20 protein-coding genes, 1 tRNA gene and 1 pseudogene are annotated in these 22,459 nt (G+C 40.2%); 7 read left to right on the forward strand and 15 right to left on the reverse strand.

Annotation, left to right across the window (positions count from 1 at the left end):
* Positions 1–87: 87 nt before the first annotated feature.
* The 8 genes from FTU38_RS09755 to FTU38_RS09790 form a co-directional block, all read right to left on the reverse strand.
* Positions 88–1,278 carry an HlyD family type I secretion periplasmic adaptor subunit gene (locus FTU38_RS09755; protein ID WP_078193562.1) on the reverse strand — a complete coding sequence of 397 codons (1,191 nt, stop codon included), beginning with the start codon at positions 1,276–1,278 and terminating at the stop codon, positions 88–90.
* Between the two features lie 3 nt (positions 1,279–1,281).
* On the reverse strand, positions 1,282–3,408 hold the full coding sequence (locus tag FTU38_RS09760) for a type I secretion system permease/ATPase (protein WP_180054464.1): 2,127 nt from the start codon (positions 3,406–3,408) through the stop codon (positions 1,282–1,284).
* Positions 3,405–4,928, reverse strand: a complete 1,524-nt coding sequence (locus FTU38_RS09765) for a TolC family protein (RefSeq protein WP_180111072.1) — start codon at positions 4,926–4,928, stop codon at positions 3,405–3,407. Before FTU38_RS09765 ends, FTU38_RS09760 begins: the two co-directional genes overlap by 4 nt.
* 166 nt (positions 4,929–5,094) lie before the next feature.
* Positions 5,095–5,838, reverse strand: a complete 744-nt coding sequence (gene lptB / locus FTU38_RS09770; RefSeq protein WP_078188759.1) for an LPS export ABC transporter ATP-binding protein — start codon at positions 5,836–5,838, stop codon at positions 5,095–5,097.
* A complete protein-coding gene (gene lptA, locus FTU38_RS09775) occupies positions 5,838–6,404 on the reverse strand; it encodes a lipopolysaccharide transport periplasmic protein LptA (RefSeq protein ID WP_168377635.1) in 567 nt (188 codons plus the stop codon). Before lptA ends, lptB begins: the two co-directional genes overlap by 1 nt.
* Positions 6,394–6,936: an LPS export ABC transporter periplasmic protein LptC gene (lptC, locus tag FTU38_RS09780; RefSeq protein WP_078188761.1), complete on the reverse strand. Its 543-nt coding sequence runs from the start codon at positions 6,934–6,936 to the stop codon at positions 6,394–6,396. The genes lptA and lptC overlap by 11 nt, the downstream gene beginning before the upstream one ends.
* Before the next feature lie 35 nt (positions 6,937–6,971).
* Positions 6,972–7,511, reverse strand: a complete 540-nt coding sequence (locus FTU38_RS09785; protein ID WP_078188762.1) for an HAD family hydrolase — start codon at positions 7,509–7,511, stop codon at positions 6,972–6,974.
* Between the two features lie 4 nt (positions 7,512–7,515).
* Positions 7,516–8,493 (reverse strand): SIS domain-containing protein, encoded by a 978-nt coding sequence (locus FTU38_RS09790; RefSeq protein ID WP_078193567.1) that lies wholly within the window; start codon positions 8,491–8,493, stop codon positions 7,516–7,518.
* Positions 8,494–8,849: 356 nt separating this feature from the next.
* Here FTU38_RS09790 and cysS point away from each other — a divergent pair, with 356 nt between their 5' ends.
* From cysS to FTU38_RS09805, 3 genes are all read left to right on the forward strand, one after another.
* Entirely contained in the window at positions 8,850–10,271 is a 1,422-nt protein-coding gene (gene cysS, locus FTU38_RS09795) for a cysteine--tRNA ligase (RefSeq protein WP_180111062.1), read from the forward strand.
* A gap of 62 nt (positions 10,272–10,333) precedes the next feature.
* Positions 10,334–10,409, forward strand: a tRNA-Gly gene (locus FTU38_RS09800).
* A gap of 625 nt (positions 10,410–11,034) precedes the next feature.
* The gene (locus FTU38_RS09805; protein ID WP_180111063.1) at positions 11,035–13,128 is read left to right on the forward strand and encodes a TonB-dependent siderophore receptor; all 2,094 of its coding nucleotides are present in this window, start codon (positions 11,035–11,037) and stop codon (positions 13,126–13,128) included.
* Positions 13,129–13,214: 86 nt separating this feature from the next.
* Here the strand turns inward: FTU38_RS09805 and FTU38_RS09810 are convergent, their stop codons facing one another.
* Complete coding sequence (locus FTU38_RS09810; protein ID WP_078193570.1) at positions 13,215–13,490, reverse strand: hypothetical protein; 276 nt, start codon at positions 13,488–13,490, stop codon at positions 13,215–13,217.
* A 419-nt stretch (positions 13,491–13,909) separates the two neighbouring features.
* Between FTU38_RS09810 and FTU38_RS09815 the strand changes: the two genes are divergently transcribed.
* A complete protein-coding gene (locus FTU38_RS09815; protein WP_180111064.1) occupies positions 13,910–14,617 on the forward strand; it encodes a glutamine amidotransferase in 708 nt (235 codons plus the stop codon).
* Between the two features lie 66 nt (positions 14,618–14,683).
* Positions 14,684–15,313: a LysE family transporter gene (locus tag FTU38_RS09820; protein ID WP_180111065.1), complete on the forward strand. Its 630-nt coding sequence runs from the start codon at positions 14,684–14,686 to the stop codon at positions 15,311–15,313.
* Between the two features lie 81 nt (positions 15,314–15,394).
* Here FTU38_RS09820 and FTU38_RS09825 read toward each other — a convergent pair whose 3' ends face one another.
* Positions 15,395–15,991 (reverse strand): YceI family protein, encoded by a 597-nt coding sequence (locus FTU38_RS09825; protein ID WP_078188771.1) that lies wholly within the window; start codon positions 15,989–15,991, stop codon positions 15,395–15,397.
* A 293-nt stretch (positions 15,992–16,284) separates the two neighbouring features.
* On the opposite strand from FTU38_RS09825, the gene FTU38_RS16840 reads away from it, so the two are divergent.
* Positions 16,285–16,800, forward strand: a complete 516-nt coding sequence (locus FTU38_RS16840; protein ID WP_257225703.1) for a hypothetical protein — start codon at positions 16,285–16,287, stop codon at positions 16,798–16,800.
* Positions 16,801–16,852: 52 nt separating this feature from the next.
* Here the strand turns inward: FTU38_RS16840 and FTU38_RS09835 are convergent, their stop codons facing one another.
* From FTU38_RS09835 to FTU38_RS17030, 5 genes and pseudogenes are all read right to left on the reverse strand, one after another.
* Positions 16,853–17,296 (reverse strand): N-acetyltransferase, encoded by a 444-nt coding sequence (locus FTU38_RS09835; RefSeq protein WP_227591806.1) that lies wholly within the window; start codon positions 17,294–17,296, stop codon positions 16,853–16,855.
* Between the two features lie 188 nt (positions 17,297–17,484).
* Positions 17,485–17,700, reverse strand: coding sequence for a hypothetical protein (locus tag FTU38_RS09840; protein WP_078188774.1), 216 nt, complete (start codon positions 17,698–17,700; stop codon positions 17,485–17,487).
* Between the two features lie 183 nt (positions 17,701–17,883).
* On the reverse strand, positions 17,884–19,872 hold the full coding sequence (tkt, locus tag FTU38_RS09845; RefSeq protein ID WP_180003835.1) for a transketolase: 1,989 nt from the start codon (positions 19,870–19,872) through the stop codon (positions 17,884–17,886).
* Positions 19,873–20,335: 463 nt separating this feature from the next.
* Entirely contained in the window at positions 20,336–20,650 is a 315-nt protein-coding gene (locus FTU38_RS09850; RefSeq protein WP_373683988.1) for a pilin, read from the reverse strand.
* A gap of 14 nt (positions 20,651–20,664) precedes the next feature.
* Positions 20,665–20,728, reverse strand: a pseudogene (locus tag FTU38_RS17030) (hypothetical protein); the annotation flags it as partial.
* 477 nt (positions 20,729–21,205) lie between these two features.
* Between FTU38_RS17030 and metK the strand changes: the two are divergent.
* Positions 21,206–22,372 carry a methionine adenosyltransferase gene (gene metK, locus FTU38_RS09855; protein ID WP_078188779.1) on the forward strand — a complete coding sequence of 389 codons (1,167 nt, stop codon included), beginning with the start codon at positions 21,206–21,208 and terminating at the stop codon, positions 22,370–22,372.
* The last annotated feature ends 87 nt before the right edge of the window (positions 22,373–22,459 follow it).

The following is a 22,459-nucleotide window of genomic DNA, read 5'->3' on the forward strand; positions in this document are numbered from 1 at the left end:
TGTATCAAAGGATATTATAGCGTTTTTTGAAAGACTTACATCCACAAAAAAGCCCCCAACACTGGAGGCTTGATTGGCACTGCGCTATTAACGTTCGCGAAGTGCTTCTTTTGCTTTATTGAATGGCTTGATTAAGTACTCAAGTACAGTTTTAGAGCCGGTACGGATATCAACTGTTGCCACCATACCCGGCGTGATACTAAAACTTTTACCTTCTTTATTGCTTAATTTATCACTATCTGTACGGATATAAACACGATAATAGAACTGATCTTGTTTCACTTCATCACGTAAAGTATCTGGTGAAATGACGGTCACTTTACCTTTTAGACCACCATAGATCGAATAGTCATATGCCGTAATTTTCACTAAGGCTTCTTGACCCGGACGAATAAAAGCAATATCTCGCGGTGAAATACGTGCTTCTACCAAAAGCTGTTCATCCAAAGGTACAATGGTCATCAATTTACCATTTTGCGGAATCACACCGCCCAATGTCATCACATCAATCTCTTTGACCACACCACGAACTGGAGATTTAAAAACGGTACGGCTGAGTGTATCTGATTTGCCTTTCACCACTTGTTGCTGTGATTCAATATCAGTATTGGCTTTCGACAATTCTTCCCGTGATTTTACCAAATATTGGTTACGGACATCATTTAACTGATTTTGTAAGTCATTCGCTGAACGCTTTAAACGAAGTACTTCAACTTCACTTGCTGCCCCTTTAGCAACAAGCGGCTCAGTCATGGCCAATTCTTGTTGAACTAACACCAATGCCTGTTTTAAGCCAGCAACAGATTCTTCCAAGTTTGCACGACGTGAATGATATAAAGCTGTTTCTTCCTTCACTAAAGCTGGAATCTTTTGAACATCTTCAGGAAAGGTTAATGGTGTACCATTCACTTCTGCACGTAAACGTGCTGCTGTCGCACGTGATGCCACAAGTAAAGACTCGGTTTCACCAACATTTGATGCGAAGCGTGTTGGATCGAGTTGCGCAAGGACTTGACCTTGTTCAACAATTTGACCTTCCTTCACATTCAACTTGGTTAAAATCCCTCCCTCAAGCGACTGAACAATTTGTTCTTTCGAAGATGGAATCACTTTACCTGTCCCTGTAGAGACTTCTTCTAATTTAAACAACCAAGCCCAAACTAAAAGGATTGCCAGACCAATCGTAATAATCCAAATGATTAAACTCGATTTTGGTAATGGTGGCTCTTTAAAGCTGACTTTGGTCGAGCGTTGTATTTCTTGTTTATTTTCACTCATGATTTAAGCCCCAGCTACTTTTTTCTGAGCATTCTGATTCAGAATTTGATCACGAGGCCCATCCATGACAATTTTACCTTCATTCACCACAATAATGCGGTCAACCAACTCAAGTACCGCACGGCGATGTGTTGCTACCACCATAGTTCGGTTTTGTAAATAACCTTTTAAATGATCGATCAACTGCTTCTCAGATACGTCATCAATGGCTGCTGTAGGTTCATCAAGCAATAAAATATTGGGTTGACGAATCAATAAGCGTGCAAGCAACAAAGCTTGGCGTTGACCGCCAGAGAAGCCTACACCACCTTCTAAAATGATATGGTCTAGCCCTTCTTTTTTCTCTTGAACAAAGTGAATTGCACCCGTAATTTTCAGTACTTCAATCAATTGTTCATCCGTAGCCAGCGGAGCACCCAAGGTCAAGTTTTCACGAATCGTACCATAAAATAACTGTGAATTTTGGTTCAATAGCCCCATATCACGGCGTACATCTGCGGGGTCAATTAAAGACAGCTCAATCCCATCTAATTTAACTTTGCCTTGTACTGGCGTTTGCATACCCGATAACAATTGGAGTAGCGTCGACTTACCAGCACCGTTACGGCCCAAAATTGCGATTTTTTCTCCAGCCTTAATTTCCAGTTTTGGAATTAAAAGACTTGGACGTGGATCATCCTCACCATACTTAAATGACACACCATTGAGTTCATAATGACCATTAATTGATGGTCGATGAATAAGATGAGAATAATCCGGTTGATCGACAGGTTTCTTCATGAGCTCATCCAGACCGGCTTTTGCCACTTTAGCCTGTTGTAAACGACCTAATACCCCTGCCAGTGCAGAAATCGGTGCCAACATTCGTGAAGACAAAATCGAACAAGCCACCAAAGCACCTGTGGTCATTTCACCTTTCATCACAGCAAAACAGCCGACAAGTACAACAATTGCAAACGTTAGACCCTGAATTTTTTGCGTCCATGCCGACATTAAGCCTACAATTTTACGTTGACGCATGCTGACATCAGCAGACACTTCATTCATGTGGTTCCATTGGTTTTGGAAACGTGATTCAGCACGAAGTAATTTGATATCCTCCATACCTTGCACAGATTCAACCAATAAGGCATTACGAATCGAAGACTCGCGCATACCCATTTGTGCAAGTTTAGCCAATGGTTTTTGCGCCAAAATCCCTGGAATAATCATCAAAGGAACCACCAACAGCATAACCCAAAATAGATTGCCGCCAATTAACCAGAAGATGAACAGGAACAAGAAGAAAAACGGTAAGTCGGCAATCGCAGTAACAGTCGTCGAGGTGACCATTTCGCGTACCCCTTCTAATTCACGAATCTGTGAAATAAAAGTACCTGTAGATTTTGAGCGTTCGCTATTTTTAATTCTTAATGCATGACCAAATACACGATCTGAAATTTTCAAATCGGCACGTTTACCAATAATATCCGACAAATAAATTCGTGAAACACGTAATGCAAACTCAAATATCGCTGCAATTAACACCCCACCCGCAAGTACCCATAAAGTCGGCACAGATTGAGATGGAATGACACGGTCGTACACATTCATTGAGAATAAAATGGTGGCTAGGGCCAAGATATTTGCCATTAATGAAGCAAACATAATGTCGATGTAGCGTTTCCAGTCTTTTAAAACGATCGACCAGAACCAATTTTTTTCAAACGGCTTGATGTATTCATCAACACGTGCATCGGGTACAGATGACTCTGGACGCAGAATATATATATTGCGAACGCCATGGCTCAATCGTTCAATAGAGAAGACTTGAGATAAACCTTCATCTCCGCTCAATTGGACACTGGCATTACCGTCTACGTCGATGCGTTCTACCACACCCACTTCACCACTGATAAACTCAACCAATACAGGTAAGCGCCATGGATTGAGCAGATTTATGTCGTATTTGTTTTTACGAACACTTAATCCAATTTGGCGTGCCATAACTGCGACCAGTTCATCGGCATTTTTGTGTTGATCCCAATCCAACTGCAACCGTATACGTTCTTCAGAGGGTTCAATTCGATAATGCTTTGCAATATTCAGAACCGCTTGTAGCCACGGTTGATAATTTATTGTATTACTCATGGCTGAACTTCAAACCCCTGAATAGATATATTATTAAGTTCATAGATATTTCGTGAACGCCCTGTCACTTGGATGTACTGTGCAAGTGCTGAGTAGATATCATATTGCGATGTCACAATTTCTTGTGCGGCACTATGTATGGCTTGCTCTGCATTCAGTAGATCGACAACCGTTCGAGTGCCTAATTTATATTGTTCTTGATACAGCTCTTTGGTTCTTACCGTTGTTTCACGGCGCTGCACCAATATCGACATTTGACGCTTTTTATTTTCGATTTGTTCACGAATCATTCGGACTTGATCAATCACATCCAAATACACTGTATTTACTTGTGCTTTTGCTGCTTCTTCTGCATAGCTTGCGGCACGTGTTTGCGCTGCAATTGCACCACCTTGGTAAAAATTACTGGTGGCTTCCAACATGATTGAATTATATAAACCATCATCTTCATCATTATTTGGATTACGGCCATTCACCGCCTGACTCAGACTGCCTTTGACATTGAGGGTTGGATAAGCACTTAATTTTGACTGTTGCTTTTGCAGTTTGGCAACTTGAACTCCAGCCTGTGCTTTCATCATGCTCGGAATCATCTTGAAGTCCGGATCCTCATATAAAGCCGCTGCAGTTAAGATCCGATCGGGTATCACCCAATTGATCTGACTTACATCAAAACCTAACAAGGTACGAAGTCGCTGTTGGTACTGTCGAAGTTGAGTTTCTTGCACAATTAAATTTGATTCCGCAGCTTCTAAATTTGACTTGGCTTGAATAGGGTCTGCTTGACTACTGATCCCTGCGGTTGCACGTAAATTAGCAATCTCAGCAATCCGACTCACACCGGCAATTTGCTGCTGCGCAATTTTAGCAACTTCTTGATATCGTTTAATGTTGATAATGGCATTTGCAACATCAAAAGAAACTTCATCTAAATTTACAAGTACATTAGCCTGCTCTTGTAACATTTTTGCTTCTTCGATACCGACAGCACTTTTGGTTTTACCAAAGTCATATAACATCTGCGTCGCATTTAAAGATACCAACTGACGTCCACGCTCGCCTTTAGTCAGATCTGCAGTGCTCAATCCACCTGAAATTTGGGGATAATATGCAGCATCCGCTAGGTCAATATTAGCGTTTTGCGATGCGACTGTAGCAATACTTTGTGTGATTTCTGGACGTCTTTGGACGGCGATATGTATCGCATCAATAAAACTTAGATTCTTCGCTACTGTGTTTGGATTATAGCTGCCTTGTTGTGTTCGACCATAAGCAACGGCTGGCATTTCTTGGACACGTGAGGTATCTAAATTATATTTACTGAGTTCGGTGATGTTAATTTTTTCGGCAGAAGGTTTAGGCTTATTAGGTAAAAAAATCTTATCTAATGTCTTTTGAATGGTACTTTGTGCAGTGCTAGTATCTGCTGCATACACTGAACCAATGGAAAAGGGTAATAATAATATACAAAAGAAATTACACTTATTTTTACGCGGACGCCCAACTTCTGGACCATTCATCTTTCGTAATCGCATGATTTTTGCAGGTCGTATTTTTAGTTTAAAGTATACTGAATTCTTGTTAATTTTTTAGATTAATCGCTCAGTTTTTGTCATTTCAGACAATAACATAAACCCGCTGAATGAAACTAGCGCCATTCAACGGGAAATTTCTTATATTATTCAATTAAACAGTAAAATCATCACCAAGATAAACTTTACGTACCGTTTCATCTGCAAGGACTTCTTCTGGAGTACCTTCTGCAATCACTGAACCTTCGCTCACGATATAAGCATGCTCACAAATCGCAAGGGTTTCACGCACATTATGATCTGTAATTAATACGCCAATACCACGATCTTTCAATGTTCGGATAATGTCTTTAATATCACCCACTGAAATAGGATCGACCCCTGCAAAAGGTTCATCTAGCAACATAAATTTAGGGTCTGCCGCTAACGCACGCGCGATTTCCGCACGACGACGCTCACCACCCGACACACTCATACCAAGAGAATCTTTGATGTGTGTGATTTTAAAGTCAGCAAGCAATTCCGTTAGACGTTGCTGACGTTGTTGCTTATTTAGATCTTTACGGGTTTCTAAAATCGACATGATATTTTCAGAAATCGTTAATTTTCTAAAGATAGATGCTTCTTGAGGTAGATAACCAATACCTTTACGTGCGCGCTCATGCATTGCCAAGTCAGACAAATCAAGATCATCTAAATGAATCTCACCTTTATCCATACGCACTAGACCAACAACCATATAGAAACTTGTGGTTTTACCTGCACCATTTGGACCAAGTAAACCCACAATTTGACCACTTTGCATGCTAAAGGACACATCCTTTACCACCCAACGCTTGCTGTAGTTTTTGGCTAAATGTTTAATACATAAAGTTTGAACTTGCGAAGTTTGCTCCATTAATCACGTGCTCCTGGGAAGGACTTAGTGCTTGATGGTGGGATCACGATTTGTACACGACCTGAAGAAGATCCAGATTTGTTTGGTGTACCTTCAGCAACGATATCGCCTTTATTCATACTGTATTTCAAGCTATTACCCCGAATACTTGCACCATCTTGTTGCAACAAAGCACCACCCGTCATGGTGATAATACCTGTTTCAGCATTGTAGACAATCTTCTGTGCTTGGCCTTTTGCAAAGCCTTTGGCAGGATCAGTTTTTTGTTGGAAATGTGCTGGTCCGCCCGTTGCTGTAATCGTACTGATCTCTTTTTTGCTGTTTAAGTTCGCAACGATTGAGTTTGCCTGCAGCTTCATTGAACCCTGTTCAATGATGACATTACCGGTATACGTCGTAATCCCGGTTTTTTCATTAAACGTTGCACGATCGGCAACCAATGAAATCGGTTGATTACGATCTGAAGGCAAAGCAAAAGCTGCAACTGAACATAACGCCAGTGAACCGAGTAGCGCTGTACGTTTTAGGAAAGTTTTTGCAGTTTTTCGATTAAAATTATGGTTCATACTTTCCTCGAATATTAAAAAATTCGTATTGACCGTCGTTTAAATTTGCTTTTAAACCTTGGCTGACAAATTCGGCTTGTGGTGAAATCACCGTTACAGTCTTGTCCGTTTCTATTTCACGCTGTTTTGGAAAAGCAGTTAGTTCCTCAGTACGAAACTCCATTTGCCCTTCACGCATCAATTTCGTTGCAACCACATTGTCACTCAGTACGACTTTTTGGTTATCGTCCATACCATTCGCTTGTTTGGCAAAGAACGTGGCATCGACAGCACCATCTTGATAGGTCGATGCTTTCAGATTGACCAAATGAGACGTTTGCTTTTGCAAATCCTGCTCAAGTCGATCGACTTGCGCACGAATATGCAATTTCCCCTGCTCATCAGTCTGCGTCAGGTTAATGTTTTCAGCTGAGTAAGTCATACTTTTCGAAGAGTCCGCCTGAAGCTTATTACCCTTTCCACCGAAATAGTAAAAACCACCGCTTACTGCAGCAATGACCACAGCTGTCACGTATAAAACTTTAGTATCCATAAGCGGAGATTCAATCCAATGACTGCATCAATTTATTAATAAGGTGCACTTGCATATTTTTCAAGTAGTTCCTGGTATACACCTTTAGAAACTAAAAGCATATCGCAGATTTCACGAACAGCACCACGTCCACCCATCGCCTGAGTTACAAGATCTGCACGACGACGTACTTCTAAATGTCCATTCGGTACGGTCACTTTCATCCCTGCAATAGCAAAGGCTGAAAGATCGGGCCAATCATCGCCCATATATAGGCAATCTGAAGGATCAATACCAAACTGTGCGCAGGCCTCAGTCAAGGCAACGCCTTTGTCTTCACGACCTTGAAACACCAAGTCCACACCTAAGTCAGACATGCGTTTTTCAACGATATTACTTTTACGGCCAGTAATAATGATGACTTTGATACCTGCTTTTTGCACTAACTTCATGCCTAAGCCATCACGAATATCAAAAGATTTGATTTCATCGCCGCTATTGGTCAATGTTACAAATCCATCACTTAAAATTCCATCTACATCCAGTACCAGTGCTTCTATGTGACGCGCTTGTTCTAGCAATACATACGATGCCATTTTCTTAATTTACCCCAGCCTGAATCAAATCATGCATGCTGATAATCCCAATCACTTTATTGACATCATCAACAACTACAAATTGTGTAATTTTCTTTTCGTTCATACGTTCTAAAGCATGTACCGCGCGTTCTTCTTGTGAAATGGTCAAAGGATTTTTAATCATCACTTCTGAGACTTTCATATTCACATCAAAGCCTTGCTGTTTATCAATCAAACGACGTAAGTCACCGTCGGTAAAGATACCCAATAAGGTATCGTTTTCATCGACAATCGTGGTGAGTCCCAAACGTTTATTTGAAATTTCATACAGAACTTTATTCATTGGTGTCTCTGGCGACACTTTTGGTAAGTCTTCACCTGTATGCATAAGATGTTTTACATGCAATAACAAACGCTTACCCAACGCTCCAGCAGGATGAGAGCGTGCAAAATCATCTGAGGTAAAACCACGTGCATCCAATAATGCAACTGCAAGTGCATCACCTAAGGCTAATGTTGCAGTGGTACTTGAGGTCGGCGCTAGACCCAAAGGGCATGCTTCTTGAATATTACCCAAGGTCAATGCGACATCGGCATTTTGTGGCATTGGGCCTTTATTGTCGCCACTCATGGTAATTAGAGGAATGCCCAAATGTTTGATCAATGGCATCAGCATCATAATTTCATCACTCTTACCTGAGTTTGAAATTGCAATGAGCACATCTCCTTTAACCAACATGCCCAAATCACCATGCCCAGCTTCACCCGGATGCATGAAGAAAGATGGCGTACCGGTCGAGGCAAACGTAGCGGCCATTTTACGACCGATATGACCCGATTTACCCATACCAGTAATCACTAAACGCCCTTTGCACTGTAAAATGATTTCGCAGGCTTGGCTAAAACGATCATCTATTTGCGTCGCTAATACTTGTAAAGCATGCTCTTCAATACGCAAAGTTTCTAATGCGACTTTCTGAAAATCGACTTGATTCGGCATATTTGGTGGATTCAAAGTTGTTATACCTTAAGCCGTGAGAGGTGCGCTCTCACTTTCAAAATAAAAAATTTTCACAATTTTATCATATCTATGCAAATAGCACGTTTCCAAATGTATAAGAATTCATGAATTATGCAGAAAAGATGCATTTCTTCTTTTTTATCTTAGGAACAGATAAATTGAATTAAACTCTCAAATGAAATTCAGCCCGAATCAAATGAGCCTTCAACTTCTTTTTCCAGCAGTACAATTACATCAAGCATTAAAAAATATCTGCTTTTTTGGGTTTTAACTTTATGAAAAAAAATGCTTAGGTTAAGATGAGCCATCTTTTGGTAGAAACAATTTGAAGACCTATGCAACCTTTTGTTCTATATAACTCAGAGCAACGTAAAAAAGTAGAATTCGTACCTCGCAAAGAAGGACATATCGATATGTATGTCTGTGGAATGACCGTGTATGACTACTGTCATATTGGTCATGCTCGAGTTATGGTTGCATTCGACTACATTATCCGTTTCCTGCGCAGTCAGGGCTGGAACGTTAAATACGTTCGCAACATTACCGATATTGACGACAAAATCATTGCCCGTGCCAATGAAAATGGCGAAAGCATTACTGCTTTAACCGATCGCTTTATCAAGGCCATGAACGAAGATGCTGCCAATTTAGGTTGTGCAGCACCTGATGAAGCACCACGTGCAACAGACTATATCGATCAAATGCAGAATATGATTGGTAACTTAGTCAACAAAGGTACAGCATATCCATCTGCAAATGGCGATGTTTATTTTGAAGTTGAAAAGTTTGCCAAATATGGTCGTCTTTCGGGTCGTAAACTTGACGATATGCAGGCTGGTGCTTCTGAACGCGTTGATGTAGAAGTAGAAAAGAAACATCCTTTTGACTTCGTGCTTTGGAAACATGCCAAAGAAAATGAACCTTCTTGGGCTTCGCCTTGGGGCAATGGCCGTCCGGGCTGGCATATTGAATGTTCAGCGATGTCGACCTGCTGCTTAGGTAACCATTTTGATATTCATGGTGGCGGTTCAGACTTAACTTTCCCGCATCATGAAAATGAAATTGCGCAATCTGAGGCCTCTACTGGCGAACAGTATGTCAATTACTGGATGCACGTCGGCTTTATTAATGTCGATGGCGAAAAAATGTCGAAGTCTTTAGGTAACTTCTTCACTATTCGTGATGTGATGGATAAATTCCACCCTGAAGTGATTCGCTTCTTTATTGTGTCATCACATTACCGTAGCCCAGTAAACTTCTCTGACACTGCTTTAAAAGAAGCGAAAAATACCCTTTCCCGTTTCTATCATTCATTTAAAGCTTATCAACAAGCCTATGGTGAAAAAACCGTAGAAACTTTAGATGATGCTTTGGTTGAGCGCTTTAATGCAGCTATGCGTGATGATTTCAACACCCCTGAAGCCATTGCAGTTTTGTTCGAGCTAAACAAAGAGTTAAACCGTGCAGTAAAAGATGAAAATGCTGAACAAGCGGCTGTGTATTATTCGACATTGCATCACTTGACCAACATTTTAGGTTTGGTGCAACACAATGTAGATGATTTCCTGAAATCTGATATCGGTCAGGAAGCATTAGGCTTACCAGAAGAACAGATTGAAGATTTAATTCAACAACGTAAAGATGCGAAAAAAGCTAAAGAATTTGCAAAAGCAGATGAAATTCGTCAATCTTTGTTAGATCAAGGGGTTGTTCTTGAAGATACTCGTCAAGGCACTATTTGGCGCCGTGCTGATTAATTAAGCAAACAGAAGCATAGAGAGTTGACAGTTGTGTGAAATTCTCTATAATTCACCTCATTGCGGGAATAGCTCAGTTGGTAGAGCATAACCTTGCCAAGGTTGGGGTCGGGAGTTCGAGTCTCCTTTCCCGCTCCAGAATACGAAAAACCCTCATCGAAAGATGAGGGTTTTTTTATGTCTTAATTTTTCTTCAAAGGCTTATTTTTAGATGTATTTACTCATGTTATACACATAAAAGTCATTTCGCATTTTTAAAATAATATTTACGTCTATTCGACGAAGTCTTACATTTAGGGATTAAATACAGGGATTAGCCTTCGGCTGGGGGTACTTTACGAAACGTTGTTTCTCATTCGGCAAAATGAGAAGCGTGCTTCGCAAGGAGACCATTTTGCGGTGCAATGCACCTCACCAACAAAACTCGTTCACTACCGTCAAATGATTCAACGTATCGCAAAAACATTTTGATTAGAAGTCGTCCTGTCTCAAACAATTGCGGATGACATTACCGCGTATCTTTATTATTTGAAGCAAAGTACGCTTCTGATGTTACTGCGTCACATCAGTGATTTATTATATTGTAGCGGCGTTAATAGGCCTGGATTACTTCCAACGATTAAGGCTTTCTTTATTGCCGCACAACCTTTCACCTGCCTGTTAAAAACTAATCTAACGAAATGCTCATCTCGGCTATTTTCCTCAATTTTTCTCCATAATTTTCCGTTATTCTTTGCCAAAATTACATTTGGACAACCAAATAATGTACGGCGCGCACACCACACTCAAACTGACCAGCTTAAGTTACGCATTACTTACAATCTCAACATCAATTTGGGCCGCAGATACAGTCCAAAATCCCCAAGAATCTGCAGCAGTTCAGCAAATGGAAGCTTTAACATTTGAAGTTCCAACAGTAAGCTCTAAGCCCAAAGACCCAGATATCAGTGCTGTCGCAAAAACCATCATAAGCCGTGATGAAATGTTGAAATTTGGCGATCAGTCCATCAATGATGCGCTGCGTCGTGCTGCAGGATTTCAACTTCCCGGTGCTGGCGGTGGTCCACGTGGTGGTGCAGGTGGTATGCGTTTTCGTGGTGGTGGCGCACCCGTGTTCTTAATCAATGGTGAACCTGTACAAGGTGGTCCTCGTGGTGGCATGTCAGTTGTTGATAGCATTACACCGGAAATGATCGAACGCCTTGAAATTACAAAACAACCCAGCGTCGCTCAAGGCTCTGTTGCTTCATCTGCAGTCATCAATATTATTTTAAAAGAACCATTGAATGGCACGCGTTTGAGTGGATCTGTACGTGCTGGTTATGGTCTAACAAAGTCAAATAGACGTGAAGAAGAACGCACCAATTTAAACTTTCAAATGGATGGTCGATCAGACCCTTGGATCTATAGTTTATCTGGGAGCCAAATGTGGAATGATTCAGATACACTCACCCGTACACAAGATGCAACAGGAACGAAAACCCAGAAACGCATCACCAATCGTACGTCGCAAATGCTCACCCCACGTGTTGAATATCAACTTGATGATCAACAAAAATTGGTCGCTGAAATGTTTTATCGCAACAATGAAAGCGAAGGCACAAGTGGCACCCAAGTCCAAAAAGATAAAAATGACAGCATTCGACTCAACACACGATATGAGCATAAAGACCAAGGTAATTCTGACAAAATTCGCTTATCAATCGAACAGCAAAATGAAACAGAATTGACCGAATTCAGAGATTCTCAATCGTATATTGATGAACAAATTAATGAATATGGTTTAGGCTACGACGGTGTCCGAAAGTTCGACTCAAAACGCCAAATAAAATTTGGTACCGATCTACGTAGTAATGAACTTAAAAGCAATATTGCAGACACCTTAGATGAACAATTGTATGCTGCTTATGTTGAAGGAAGTTGGAAATATACGCCGCGCCAAACCTTAACTCTAGGTGTACGCCAAGAGTGGATTGATCGTTCAGGTTTAGTGGATTATCAAAATCAGCATTTGAGTCCTGTATTAGCACACCGTTTTGACTTTAATGACCAATGGTCACTCCAAACCAATTTGAGTCAGGCTTTTAAAAATCCACGTAGCAATCAATTGATGCCGACGGTTTCAGTTTCTACAGATAGTGATGCTGGGACACTAAACAACCCTAATCGTGGTGGTAATCCAGACTTACGACCTGAAACTATTAATGCTTACGAAACAACCTTAGGCTATAACACCCCTGCTGGCGGTGTAAATATCACTGCCTATTATCGAGAAATTAATGACTATATCGAAAAATCGATCCTGTCAGAAAATGCTACAGGCGGTCGTTGTGAAACAGGAAATACCGATTGCCGTTTTGTCGAACGTCCTTATAACCAAGACAGTGCAACTACTTATGGTATAGAAATTGCTGGACGTTATGCACTGAAGCAAACGGAGAATGGTCATTCATTTATGTTGAATGCTCAACTTTCAACTGTACGTGCAAAAATTGAAGAAACTGACGGCTCTGACCGTTTGGCAAGTGATGTTGCACCTTATACCGCAAGTGCTGGTTTATCTTATAACTATCAACCGTGGCGTATTGCAACAAGTGTGAACCTCAATTATACCCCTGAATATACACGTGCGCTGAGTAACGAACCGTACAATCGCACCAGCAATGAACGCGTCAATATGGATGTGAGTTTTACTAAACGCTTTGATCAAAATTGGTCTGCATCGGTGAATGCACGTAATATTCTCAGCTCAGATTATAAAGAAGTGTTAAAAGAACAAAGTTCTGGCGCGCTATACCAATCTCGTATCAATGAAGCAATTCCAAGCTTTATGTTTACCTTAGAAAAGAAATTCTAAACCGTTTCTAAGAGACTTCTAAGAGATTTAAAATAAAAAACCGATACGGACAACGAATCGGTTTTTTATGCGTACACGACCGCAAACTAGCGCTCAATTGCCTTCAACATTTTCGCAATTTTTAGGGTATGTTCCTTCTGCCCTTTTTTCTCTAAGACCTTTTGCTCAACCCACCATAAATATTCAAAAATTTCTGATTCACTAGAATCCTCTTGAATTAATTTAAAAATATTGGGCAAATAATCATCATATTCATCACGTAAAGCAGGAATACGGCGAATCCCTAACGGGTCCCATTCCTTCAATAAAATTTTATGTATCGCATGCAAGAGACTGGCATCTCGATTATGTTTTGACTGCATACAAGTTCCCTGGCTTATATTTTTTTACTTTTAAAATCAGTTATCTAATTATGTGATGATATTAAAAGAAAAATGAACTGTTGTTTGTCGAAGATTTCATCATACGCATCTCTAAACGCTTTTCCATTGGTTTTTCATCTTTTTTTTATACTAAACCAAAGCTTTATCAAAATATCATGCACTTTTTCTCATAAATTTTGCCAATAAAGCCTTTCGAGAATCCCTTACTTCACAGTACAAAGGTTTTAAATGCTAAGTTCAACGAACGAACCTAATCATTCAAAAAAAAAAACAATATGCTTCAGCCAACTTCTATATTTATCTCTTTTCGCAATTGTGAAAAATTTACAGTTTTCCTTTTTAATCTCCGACAATTCAAGCTACATTCTATTTTGAAATTTTAATCCTGAAAAATCCCTATGAGTACTGCATTAAACGAAACCATTTACGTCATTCAACACCTTGCATTTGAAGATTTGGGTTCATTGGAAGATGTATTTTACCAATTGGGTTATCGGGTGAGATACTTCGAAGCTGGAGTCGATGACCTGAGTAAAGCTATGCAACATACAGGGCTTACCATCATTTTGGGTGGCCCGATCGGAGTCTATGAAACTGATGACTACCCATTCCTACAAAAAGAAATAGACTTACTTAAAGTACGTTTAGAGAGTAAATTACCGACTTTAGGCATTTGCTTAGGTGCTCAGCTTATTGCGTATGCATTGGGCGCTAAAGTTTATGCAGGTCATAGCAAAGAAATCGGTTGGAGTTCCTTAGCGCTTGATGCCATCAGTGACAATATATTAGCGCCATTAGATCAAGTGCCTGTACTGCATTGGCATGGTGATACCTTTGATTTACCTGCAAATGCACAACTGCTCGCCAGCTCGGCAATTTACCCGAATCAAGCGTTTAGCTATGGGCCCAATATTTTAGCCCTACAGTTTCATATTGAAGCAGAAGCTCAGGCCATGGAAAAATGGCTGATTGGGCATACATGTGAACTACATAAAGCACAAATTAACATTCCAAATTTGCGCATGGAAAGCCAACAACATGCACCTCATTTAGAACGTGTTGCTCCCCTTATTTTGCAACAATTTTTACAACAGCTTGAGCTTTAAAACAGCTATTAATTTAATGCTAAATGGCTTATAACGGTTGCACTTCAAAACGTATAAGCCATTATAATGACTCCCTTACTCAGCATTGCGCTCATCCACTTTTTTGCTCTCATCAGCCCAGGCCCTGACTTCTTTTTTGTCACCCAAAGTGCTATTCGACAATCCAGATCACATGCATTATTTGCCGCGTTAGGTATTTCACTCAGTATTTTAGTTTGGTCAATTTGTGCAATAAGTGGCTTACATTTTCTATTTCAGAAAATGGCTTGGTTACAACAATGCCTCATGATTTTGGGAGGCCTATATCTTTTATATTTAGGCTCTCAGTTATTAAAGTCTGCATGGAGTAAAGACCTCGGCACAATAACAAAACCAACCGAGCAAGCCGTACAGAAAAAATCGCCTTTGACGCTGTTATTTCAAGGTTTCTTGACCAATATGGCCAATCCTAAAGCATTGGTTTATTTCACTAGTGTATTTTCTATTGGGATCAGTGCAAAGGTCAGCATTTTTGATCAAAGCTTTTTATTGGCTTTAGTCTTTATTGAAAGTTTGATTTGGTTTGCATTGGTTGCGGTCTTATTCTCAGCACCTAAAATGACGTATTACTATCAAAAATTTAGTAAAAAAATTGACGCCATTACCGGTGGAATCTTCATCAGTTTTGGCTGCCTATTGCTGATCAATCGCGATTGATCACACACCAATTAAATATATTTAAAACATAAAAAAGCACCCAGATGGGTGCTTTCCTAACTTAGCTGAGGGAGCTAAATCTTATTTCGCTGCTGCCTTTGCTGTAGACACAGCGGCTTCAGTCGTAATATTTACCGTAATTTTGTCGCCTACATTCGGTACATATGCACCTACACCAAATGCTGAACGATCAAAAGAAGTCGTTGCATTGAAACCAATCGTTTCCGCCTTAGTCATTGGGTGAACGGCTTGCTTGTTCAATACAGCGTCCAATACCACTGGTTTAGTCACATTTTTAACTGTTAAATCACCCGTGATTTTGTATTTAGTTTTGCTGATCGCTTGAACTTTTGTGCTTTTAAACGTGATATTTGGATATTTTTCAGCATCAAAGAAATCTGCTGTTTTTAAATGATCATCTAATGCTTTGACATTGGTATTTAAGCTTGATAATGGAATCGTCACATTCACAGACGAATTTGCAGGTTTTGCATTATCGACATTAATTGTCCCTTGAATGTCACTAAAGTTTGCAGAAGGTGTTGAGAAACCAAAATGATTCCACGTAAATACTGTTGCTGTATGAGTAGGATCAATTTGATAGGCAACAGGTTTTGCCATAGAAATTGTTGTAACTGATGCTACCGCCAAACCGATTGTTAATGCTTTAAAGTTCATGTTTTTATCTCACTTTCGAATACCATTAAGTCTATAGATTTTTAGCCGTATTACAGCTTTAAAGATAAAACGTTTTGTTGCATGTTTAGAACGATAGTTTTGTAAAATCTGTAGCAGCATCTACAACCACTCTCAATTATTAAATTTTCCATATATTTCAAATAATTAATAATTTAATTGATCCATGAGTTATTTATCCTAAATTTAGGAAACATCAACCTATCAGAGTCGTAGGTTTTCTAAACAAATCCACTTAAGATTTTTAGACATCATAACAATCTGAGTACCCAAAAATGACAGAACAATCGCTGGCTATTGAAAAAGCCTTAAATACTAAAACGCCCAAAGATGTCGTTTTGGCATTTCTTATGAATACTTCAAAAGAACTCGTCGAAAATGCAACTCAGCTACTGGTAGCCGAAGACGCGGCATATGTTTCCTTAAACTTCAGCAACCCAGAACTTAAACAAATTGAGCCGTGGGCTGGGTCTGGCACAGGCAGAGACATTTATATATATACCTTTGCCAACGTTGGGACCTACTGGAATATCGACGACTTTCAAATCACGGATATGATCGCTGAAAATGAAACCGTAGCTGTATTTGGTCAATTCACCTACACCTCAGTCTATGCAAAAAATACTTTCACCTCGCCTTTTTCAATTAAAGCCAAAGTTCAAAACGGTTTAATCAGCTTTTTCCAATTTATGGAAGATACCTACGCCTCAGCATCATCATTCCGCGTAGGTGGAGAATGGATCATTCAGCAAGATGCTGACTCAGCTAAAAACTTTAAAGTTTCAGCTTAATACTGAGATGCGCAAAAGCTGCTGTTGATTTGGAATGGCCTTTTACATTGAGTTAATGACAGCGGTATTGGATAAATCCGGTTTTTCTCGCGATTTGATCATACAGCTTTTGCGCAGTTTCATTGTCCTGATGCGTCAGCCAATACACACGGTCACACTGCCGCTGATCACAATATTCTTTCACTTTCGCGATCAGCGCCTTGCCAATACCCTGCCCGCGATATTCTTCAAGCGTATATAAATCTTGCAAATAGGCATAAGGCTGCAATGTCCAGCAGCTCTCATGTTCTATGACATGCACGATCCCAACCACTTGATGTTCAATTACGGCTGCAAAGCCATACATATGTTCGCACTCAGCAGCATGTAACCTTTGCCATGTTCGCTCGGTCACTGCATCCGCCACCTGACTTTTATAAAATTCTAAATACAGCTCCCAGAGCGGCTGCCATTGGCTTTTTGAAATTTCAGTTAAATTTTTAATTTGTATTTGCACGTTCAATGTCTTTTTTAAATGATCACTGGATTTTTATAACTGAAATAAAGCTTCATGTGTTGAAAACACTGTATTTAATGCGCTCTTTTTTAGTCTTGATAAGTATTGGATGGACTTTTTCTTATCCGTTTTATAAATACGATAGGCAAATAAAAAGCCCGAACAATCGGACTTTTTAACCATTTAGCTTATAGCTTCTCAACCAAAATGCGGTCAACCTGCTTCAAGCCTGTATGCTTTTCATGGTTCTTACGGCGAATCTTAATCACTTTGTCTTCTTGCAAATCTTGCAGCATCAATTCTACTGCAACCATTGCTTCAAGCTCTAAGTCTGTGCCAATCCATTTCTGTTCACCAGCATCCATCAGTACAATTTCATCATTTATCTGATCGTAAAGGCTCATCGTTTCCTCACTTGGGGCAACATTGCACCCGTGGCTGAATACTGCATGAATGAATTAATTTTAAACCAATGCTTTAATTCATTCGTTACAAATCGTTATTTCACAATTAAAAAATATATTTAATCTCTGCAATAAAAAACGCCCCTTCTCTGGGGCGTCTTTTTTACGGTTAATCTTTATAAATTAAGCGGTAATTTCTTTCACAGCAGCAACAACAGCATCAGCAGTAATACCAAAGTGTTGATACAAGTCTTTTGCTGGAGCAGATTCACCGTAAGTCGTCATACCGATTACACGACCATCAAGACCAACAAATTTCCACCAGTAGTCCACATGCGCAGCTTCAACAGCAACACGCGCACGGATCGCAGCAGGAAGAACCGCTTCACGGTAAGCAGCGTCTTGTTTTACGAATTCTTCAGCACATGGCATAGAAACGACACGTACACCGTCAAGCTGTGCGTAAGCATCCATTGCCAATGAAACTTCTGAACCAGTCGCAATGATGATTGCTTTCAATTCGCCTTTTTCTTTTGCAAGTACATAACCGCCTTTCGCAACGTCAGCAATTTGATCTGCTGTACGAGTTTGGAATGGCAAGTTTTGACGAGAGAAGATTAATGCTGTAGGGCCTTCTGAACGAAGCAGCGCAGATTTCCAAGAAATAGATGCTTCTACAGTGTCACATGGACGCCAAGTGTTCAGATTTGGTGTACCACGTAAAGATGCAATTTGCTCTACAGGTTGGTGTGTAGGACCATCTTCACCTAGACCAATTGAGTCATGGGTATACACATGAATCACACGCTGTTTCATCAATGCAGACATACGTACTGCATTACGCGCATATTCCATAAACATCAGGAATGTTGCTACATAAGGAACGAAACCGCCATGAAGTGCAACACCGTTAGCAATCGCAGTCATACCGAATTCACGTACACCGTAATGAACGTAGTTACCCGCTGGGTTAGATTCAACACCTTCTGCGCCTTTCCATAAAGTCAGGTTAGAGCCTGCAAGGTCAGCAGAACCGCCTAGAATTTCTGGAAGCTGCGGCGCAAATGCTTGAATGGCATTTTGGCTAGCTTTACGAGTAGCGATTGTTTCAGCTTTAGCATTTACTTCAGCAATATAAGCATCCGCTTTTGCTGCGAAGTCAGCAGGAAGATCACCAGAAAGACGACGTTTTAGTTCAGCTGCTTCTGCTGGATATTTAGCAGCATAAGCAGCAAATGTGTCGTTCCAAGCAGATTCAGAAGCAGTACCTTTGGCTTTTGCATCCCAAGCTGCATAAACATCAGCAGGAATTTCAAATGGACCTTCTGCCCAGCCCAAAGCTTCACGAGTTAAAGCGATTTCATCATTACCAAGCGGCGCACCGTGGCAATCTTCTTTACCTTGTTTGTTTGGTGAACCTAAACCAATAATGGTTTTACAGATAATTAAGGTTGGTTTCGCAGTTTCAGCTTTTGCTTCAACAGTTGCCGCACGGATTGCATCTGCATCATGGCCGTCGACTTTCAGTACTTGCCAGCCGTATGCCAAGAAACGCTGTTCTGTATCATCAGAGAACCAGCCTTCTACTTCACCGTCAATTGAGATGCCGTTGTCATCGTAGTAAACAACTAATTTACCTAGACCCAAAGTACCAGCCAATGAACATGCTTCGTGAGAAACACCTTCCATTAAACAGCCATCACCTAAGAAACAGTAAGTATTGTGATCTACAACTTTAATGTCTTCTTTGTTGAATTGAGCCGCTAAAGTTTTTTCAGCAAGTGCAAAACCTACAGCGTTTGCAATACCTTGACCCAATGGACCCGTGGTTGTTTCGATACCCGGTGCATAACCCAATTCTGGGTGGCCTGGAGTTTTAGAATGCAATTGACGGAAAGATTTCAAATCTTCAATAGACAGGTCATAACCTGTTAAGTGCAATAACGCATATTGCAACATAGAGCCATGGCCGTTTGACAATACGAAACGGTCACGGTTTGCCCATTGTGGGTTTGCAGGGTTGTGGTTGAGGAATTCACGCCATACCACATCAGCAATATCTGCCATCCCCATTGGAGCACCTGGATGTCCTGAATTTGCTTTTTGCACAGCATCCATTGCCAATACACGAATTGCGTTTGCAATACGACGTTCGTTAAGCGGGGTTGTCATAGGTCAGAGTCCAAACAAATGGTTTAAAAGAGTAAGATGAATAAGAATTCAAAGATGCGTATATTGTCTTAAAAAAAGCGGAATGGGTAAAGCCTCAGGGGCAAATTTTCGCTAATTATTCCTGCACCACCTGTATTTTGGGTGCTTATTGCTCAATTTCAAGCCTATGCATGTTGTTTATTTTGTATACAGTGACGCTTTTATATGGCGAGTCAATGACAGCGCAATGCATATTTAGAGTTTGGCAGAGAAAGCAACCGCTTCATAACTGATAAAAGTCCGCTACATCGAAAGGCAATTGCAAATAAAAGTAGTAGTCAAAGCTTGTCTAAATAAATGACCATTTGAAATATGAAATACTTTCAATAATTAAACCCACTATGGTTTGGGTAACTCAAACGTCGTAATCATCCCTGTAAAATCAGCACTTATCCAATATACTCACGGTTTCACATTCAATACTTTAGATCCCACGACATGTAGCAGGTAAATTTCGCTGCGAAATATCATCCGATTGACAATTCCAAGCACCATTTAAACCATCTGGAATACTAAAATAGATCTGCTTTGAGCGAAGAGCAAAATTGACATCTGTTGATTTAAACGTAAAAACCACTGAACACGTTCCTGCCACATCAGTAATTTCACTACTCGCAATATACTTGGTACTGATACTTTCATTCAGCGCTGTATTCAAATCTACACAGTTTTGTTCCTCTGAATAATTTTCAATCAGTTTTAATTTATAGGGTGAAATCATTGTTAATACTTCAGCCACTTGCGCCCGAGCGACATAGCCATTGTAAGATACAGTAGCAATTGCAGCCAAAATACCGATGATTGCCACCACGATCATAATTTCAATGAGTGTAAAACCAGACTGTTTTATTACGTTTCCCCATTCAACGTAATGACAAATAGGCAATTTGCATACCAAGTCTCAAAAGCCCGCATTTATTGTGTTTTATTTTTCAAATTAAACGATTAATTGTCATGAACAGTCATATTCTGACAGTTCATGACATTCATCATTGATAAATCACAGGATACTGATTTGATTTTTTCTTATAATTGATTCACTTAAAAAGCCAATTTAGGCATTTTAACGCCTAATCACATTGTTGCTTGTGCCAAAGCCCAATATCTCTGTTTTATCTCATCATAAAAATTTAAATTGAGAAATCCATAGCTCATATCAATTTTTTAGATGCCTATATCAATTAAAAAGTCATTGAAATGAATTAATTTCATCCAATTTGGTCATGTTGAGCTAGTCCTAAACGCTTTCTCGATGTAACATATTGCGTCTTTAAATTTAACTGTGATAGGACTTATGCGCGAGTACGCTGTATTTACCTCGGAATCTGTAAGCGAAGGCCATCCGGATAAAATGGCTGACCAAATCAGTGATGCTATTTTGGATGCAATCTTAAAAGAAGACCCATATGCACGGGTTGCTTGTGAAACGCTTGTAAAAACGGGTGCGGTTGTACTTGCCGGTGAAATCACAACAACTGCAAATGTTGACTTTGAAGCGATTGTTCGTAATACCGTAAATGGTATCGGATACCATCATTCAGATCTTGGCTTTGATGGTTCAACTTGTGCCGTGATCAACATGATCGGTAAGCAATCACCTGAAATTGCTCAGGGTGTTGACCGTCAAAAACCAGAAGATCAAGGTGCGGGCGACCAAGGTTTAATGTTTGGTTATGCAAGCCGTGAAACTGATGTGCTTATGCCAGCACCTATTTCATATGCGCATCGCTTAATGGAAAAACAAGCTGAACTACGTAAACAAGGCAAACTTGCTTGGTTACGTCCTGATGCAAAAAGCCAAGTAACATTTGCTTATGAAAATGGCATGCCAGTTCGCTTAGACGCAGTTGTACTTTCAACTCAGCACGATCCCAAAATTACTCAAGCTCAATTGAAAGAAGCGGTAATTGAAGAAATCGTGAAAAAAGTGATTCCTGCTGAAATGTTCCATGCAGACACTAAATTCCACATCAACCCAACAGGTATGTTCGTCATTGGCGGCCCTGTAGGCGACTGTGGTTTAACAGGCCGTAAAATCATTGTAGATACTTACGGTGGTATGGCTCGTCACGGTGGTGGTGCGTTCTCTGGTAAAGATCCATCAAAAGTGGACCGTTCTGCTGCTTATGCAGGCCGTTATGTTGCTAAAAACATTGTGGCTGCCGGCCTAGCTGACAAATGTGAAATTCAAGTGTCATATGCGATTGGTGTTGCAGAACCAACATCTATCTCGATCAACACATTCAATACTGCAAAAGTATCTGAAGATTTGATTATTGCACTTGTACGTGAACACTTTGACTTACGTCCATACGGTATTACTCGTATGTTGAACTTAATCCAACCGATGTACCAACAAACTGCTGCGTATGGTCACTTTGGTCGTGAAGGTTCTGATACCGCATTTACATGGGAAAAAACTGACAAAGTGGAAGCGCTTAAAGCATCTGCTGGTCTTTAATCTTAATAGATTAATTTCTCAAAAAAGCCTGCATTGATTGCAGGCTTTTTTATGCCCCATATGTCCATAACTAAAACATCTAGGATA

The organism is Acinetobacter sp. YH12098 (assembly GCF_013419235.1).
In the GTDB taxonomy this organism is placed as follows: Bacteria; Pseudomonadota; Gammaproteobacteria; order Pseudomonadales; family Moraxellaceae; genus Acinetobacter; species Acinetobacter amyesii.

What these genes read in the sequence shown, in the direction of transcription:
- FTU38_RS09755 (WP_078193562.1), bottom strand. Translation starts at nt 1,278, where the DNA reads ATGAGTGAAAATAAACAAGAAATACAACGCTCGACCAAAGTCAGCTTT.
- FTU38_RS09760 (WP_180054464.1), bottom strand. Translation starts at nt 3,408, where the DNA reads ATGAGTAATACAATAAATTATCAACCGTGGCTACAAGCGGTTCTGAAT.
- FTU38_RS09765 (WP_180111072.1), bottom strand. Translation starts at nt 4,928, where the DNA reads ATGAATGGTCCAGAAGTTGGGCGTCCGCGTAAAAATAAGTGTAATTTC.
- lptB (WP_078188759.1), bottom strand. Translation starts at nt 5,838, where the DNA reads ATGGAGCAAACTTCGCAAGTTCAAACTTTATGTATTAAACATTTAGCC.
- lptA (WP_168377635.1), bottom strand. Translation starts at nt 6,404, where the DNA reads ATGAACCATAATTTTAATCGAAAAACTGCAAAAACTTTCCTAAAACGT.
- lptC (WP_078188761.1), bottom strand. Translation starts at nt 6,936, where the DNA reads ATGGATACTAAAGTTTTATACGTGACAGCTGTGGTCATTGCTGCAGTA.
- FTU38_RS09785 (WP_078188762.1), bottom strand. Translation starts at nt 7,511, where the DNA reads ATGGCATCGTATGTATTGCTAGAACAAGCGCGTCACATAGAAGCACTG.
- FTU38_RS09790 (WP_078193567.1), bottom strand. Translation starts at nt 8,493, where the DNA reads ATGCCGAATCAAGTCGATTTTCAGAAAGTCGCATTAGAAACTTTGCGT.
- cysS (WP_180111062.1), top strand. Translation starts at nt 8,850, where the DNA reads ATGCAACCTTTTGTTCTATATAACTCAGAGCAACGTAAAAAAGTAGAA.
- FTU38_RS09805 (WP_180111063.1), top strand. Translation starts at nt 11,035, where the DNA reads ATGTACGGCGCGCACACCACACTCAAACTGACCAGCTTAAGTTACGCA.
- FTU38_RS09810 (WP_078193570.1), bottom strand. Translation starts at nt 13,490, where the DNA reads ATGCAGTCAAAACATAATCGAGATGCCAGTCTCTTGCATGCGATACAT.
- FTU38_RS09815 (WP_180111064.1), top strand. Translation starts at nt 13,910, where the DNA reads ATGAGTACTGCATTAAACGAAACCATTTACGTCATTCAACACCTTGCA.
- FTU38_RS09820 (WP_180111065.1), top strand. Translation starts at nt 14,684, where the DNA reads ATGACTCCCTTACTCAGCATTGCGCTCATCCACTTTTTTGCTCTCATC.
- FTU38_RS09825 (WP_078188771.1), bottom strand. Translation starts at nt 15,991, where the DNA reads ATGAACTTTAAAGCATTAACAATCGGTTTGGCGGTAGCATCAGTTACA.
- FTU38_RS16840 (WP_257225703.1), top strand. Translation starts at nt 16,285, where the DNA reads ATGACAGAACAATCGCTGGCTATTGAAAAAGCCTTAAATACTAAAACG.
- FTU38_RS09840 (WP_078188774.1), bottom strand. Translation starts at nt 17,700, where the DNA reads ATGAGCCTTTACGATCAGATAAATGATGAAATTGTACTGATGGATGCT.
- tkt (WP_180003835.1), bottom strand. Translation starts at nt 19,872, where the DNA reads ATGACAACCCCGCTTAACGAACGTCGTATTGCAAACGCAATTCGTGTA.
- metK (WP_078188779.1), top strand. Translation starts at nt 21,206, where the DNA reads ATGCGCGAGTACGCTGTATTTACCTCGGAATCTGTAAGCGAAGGCCAT.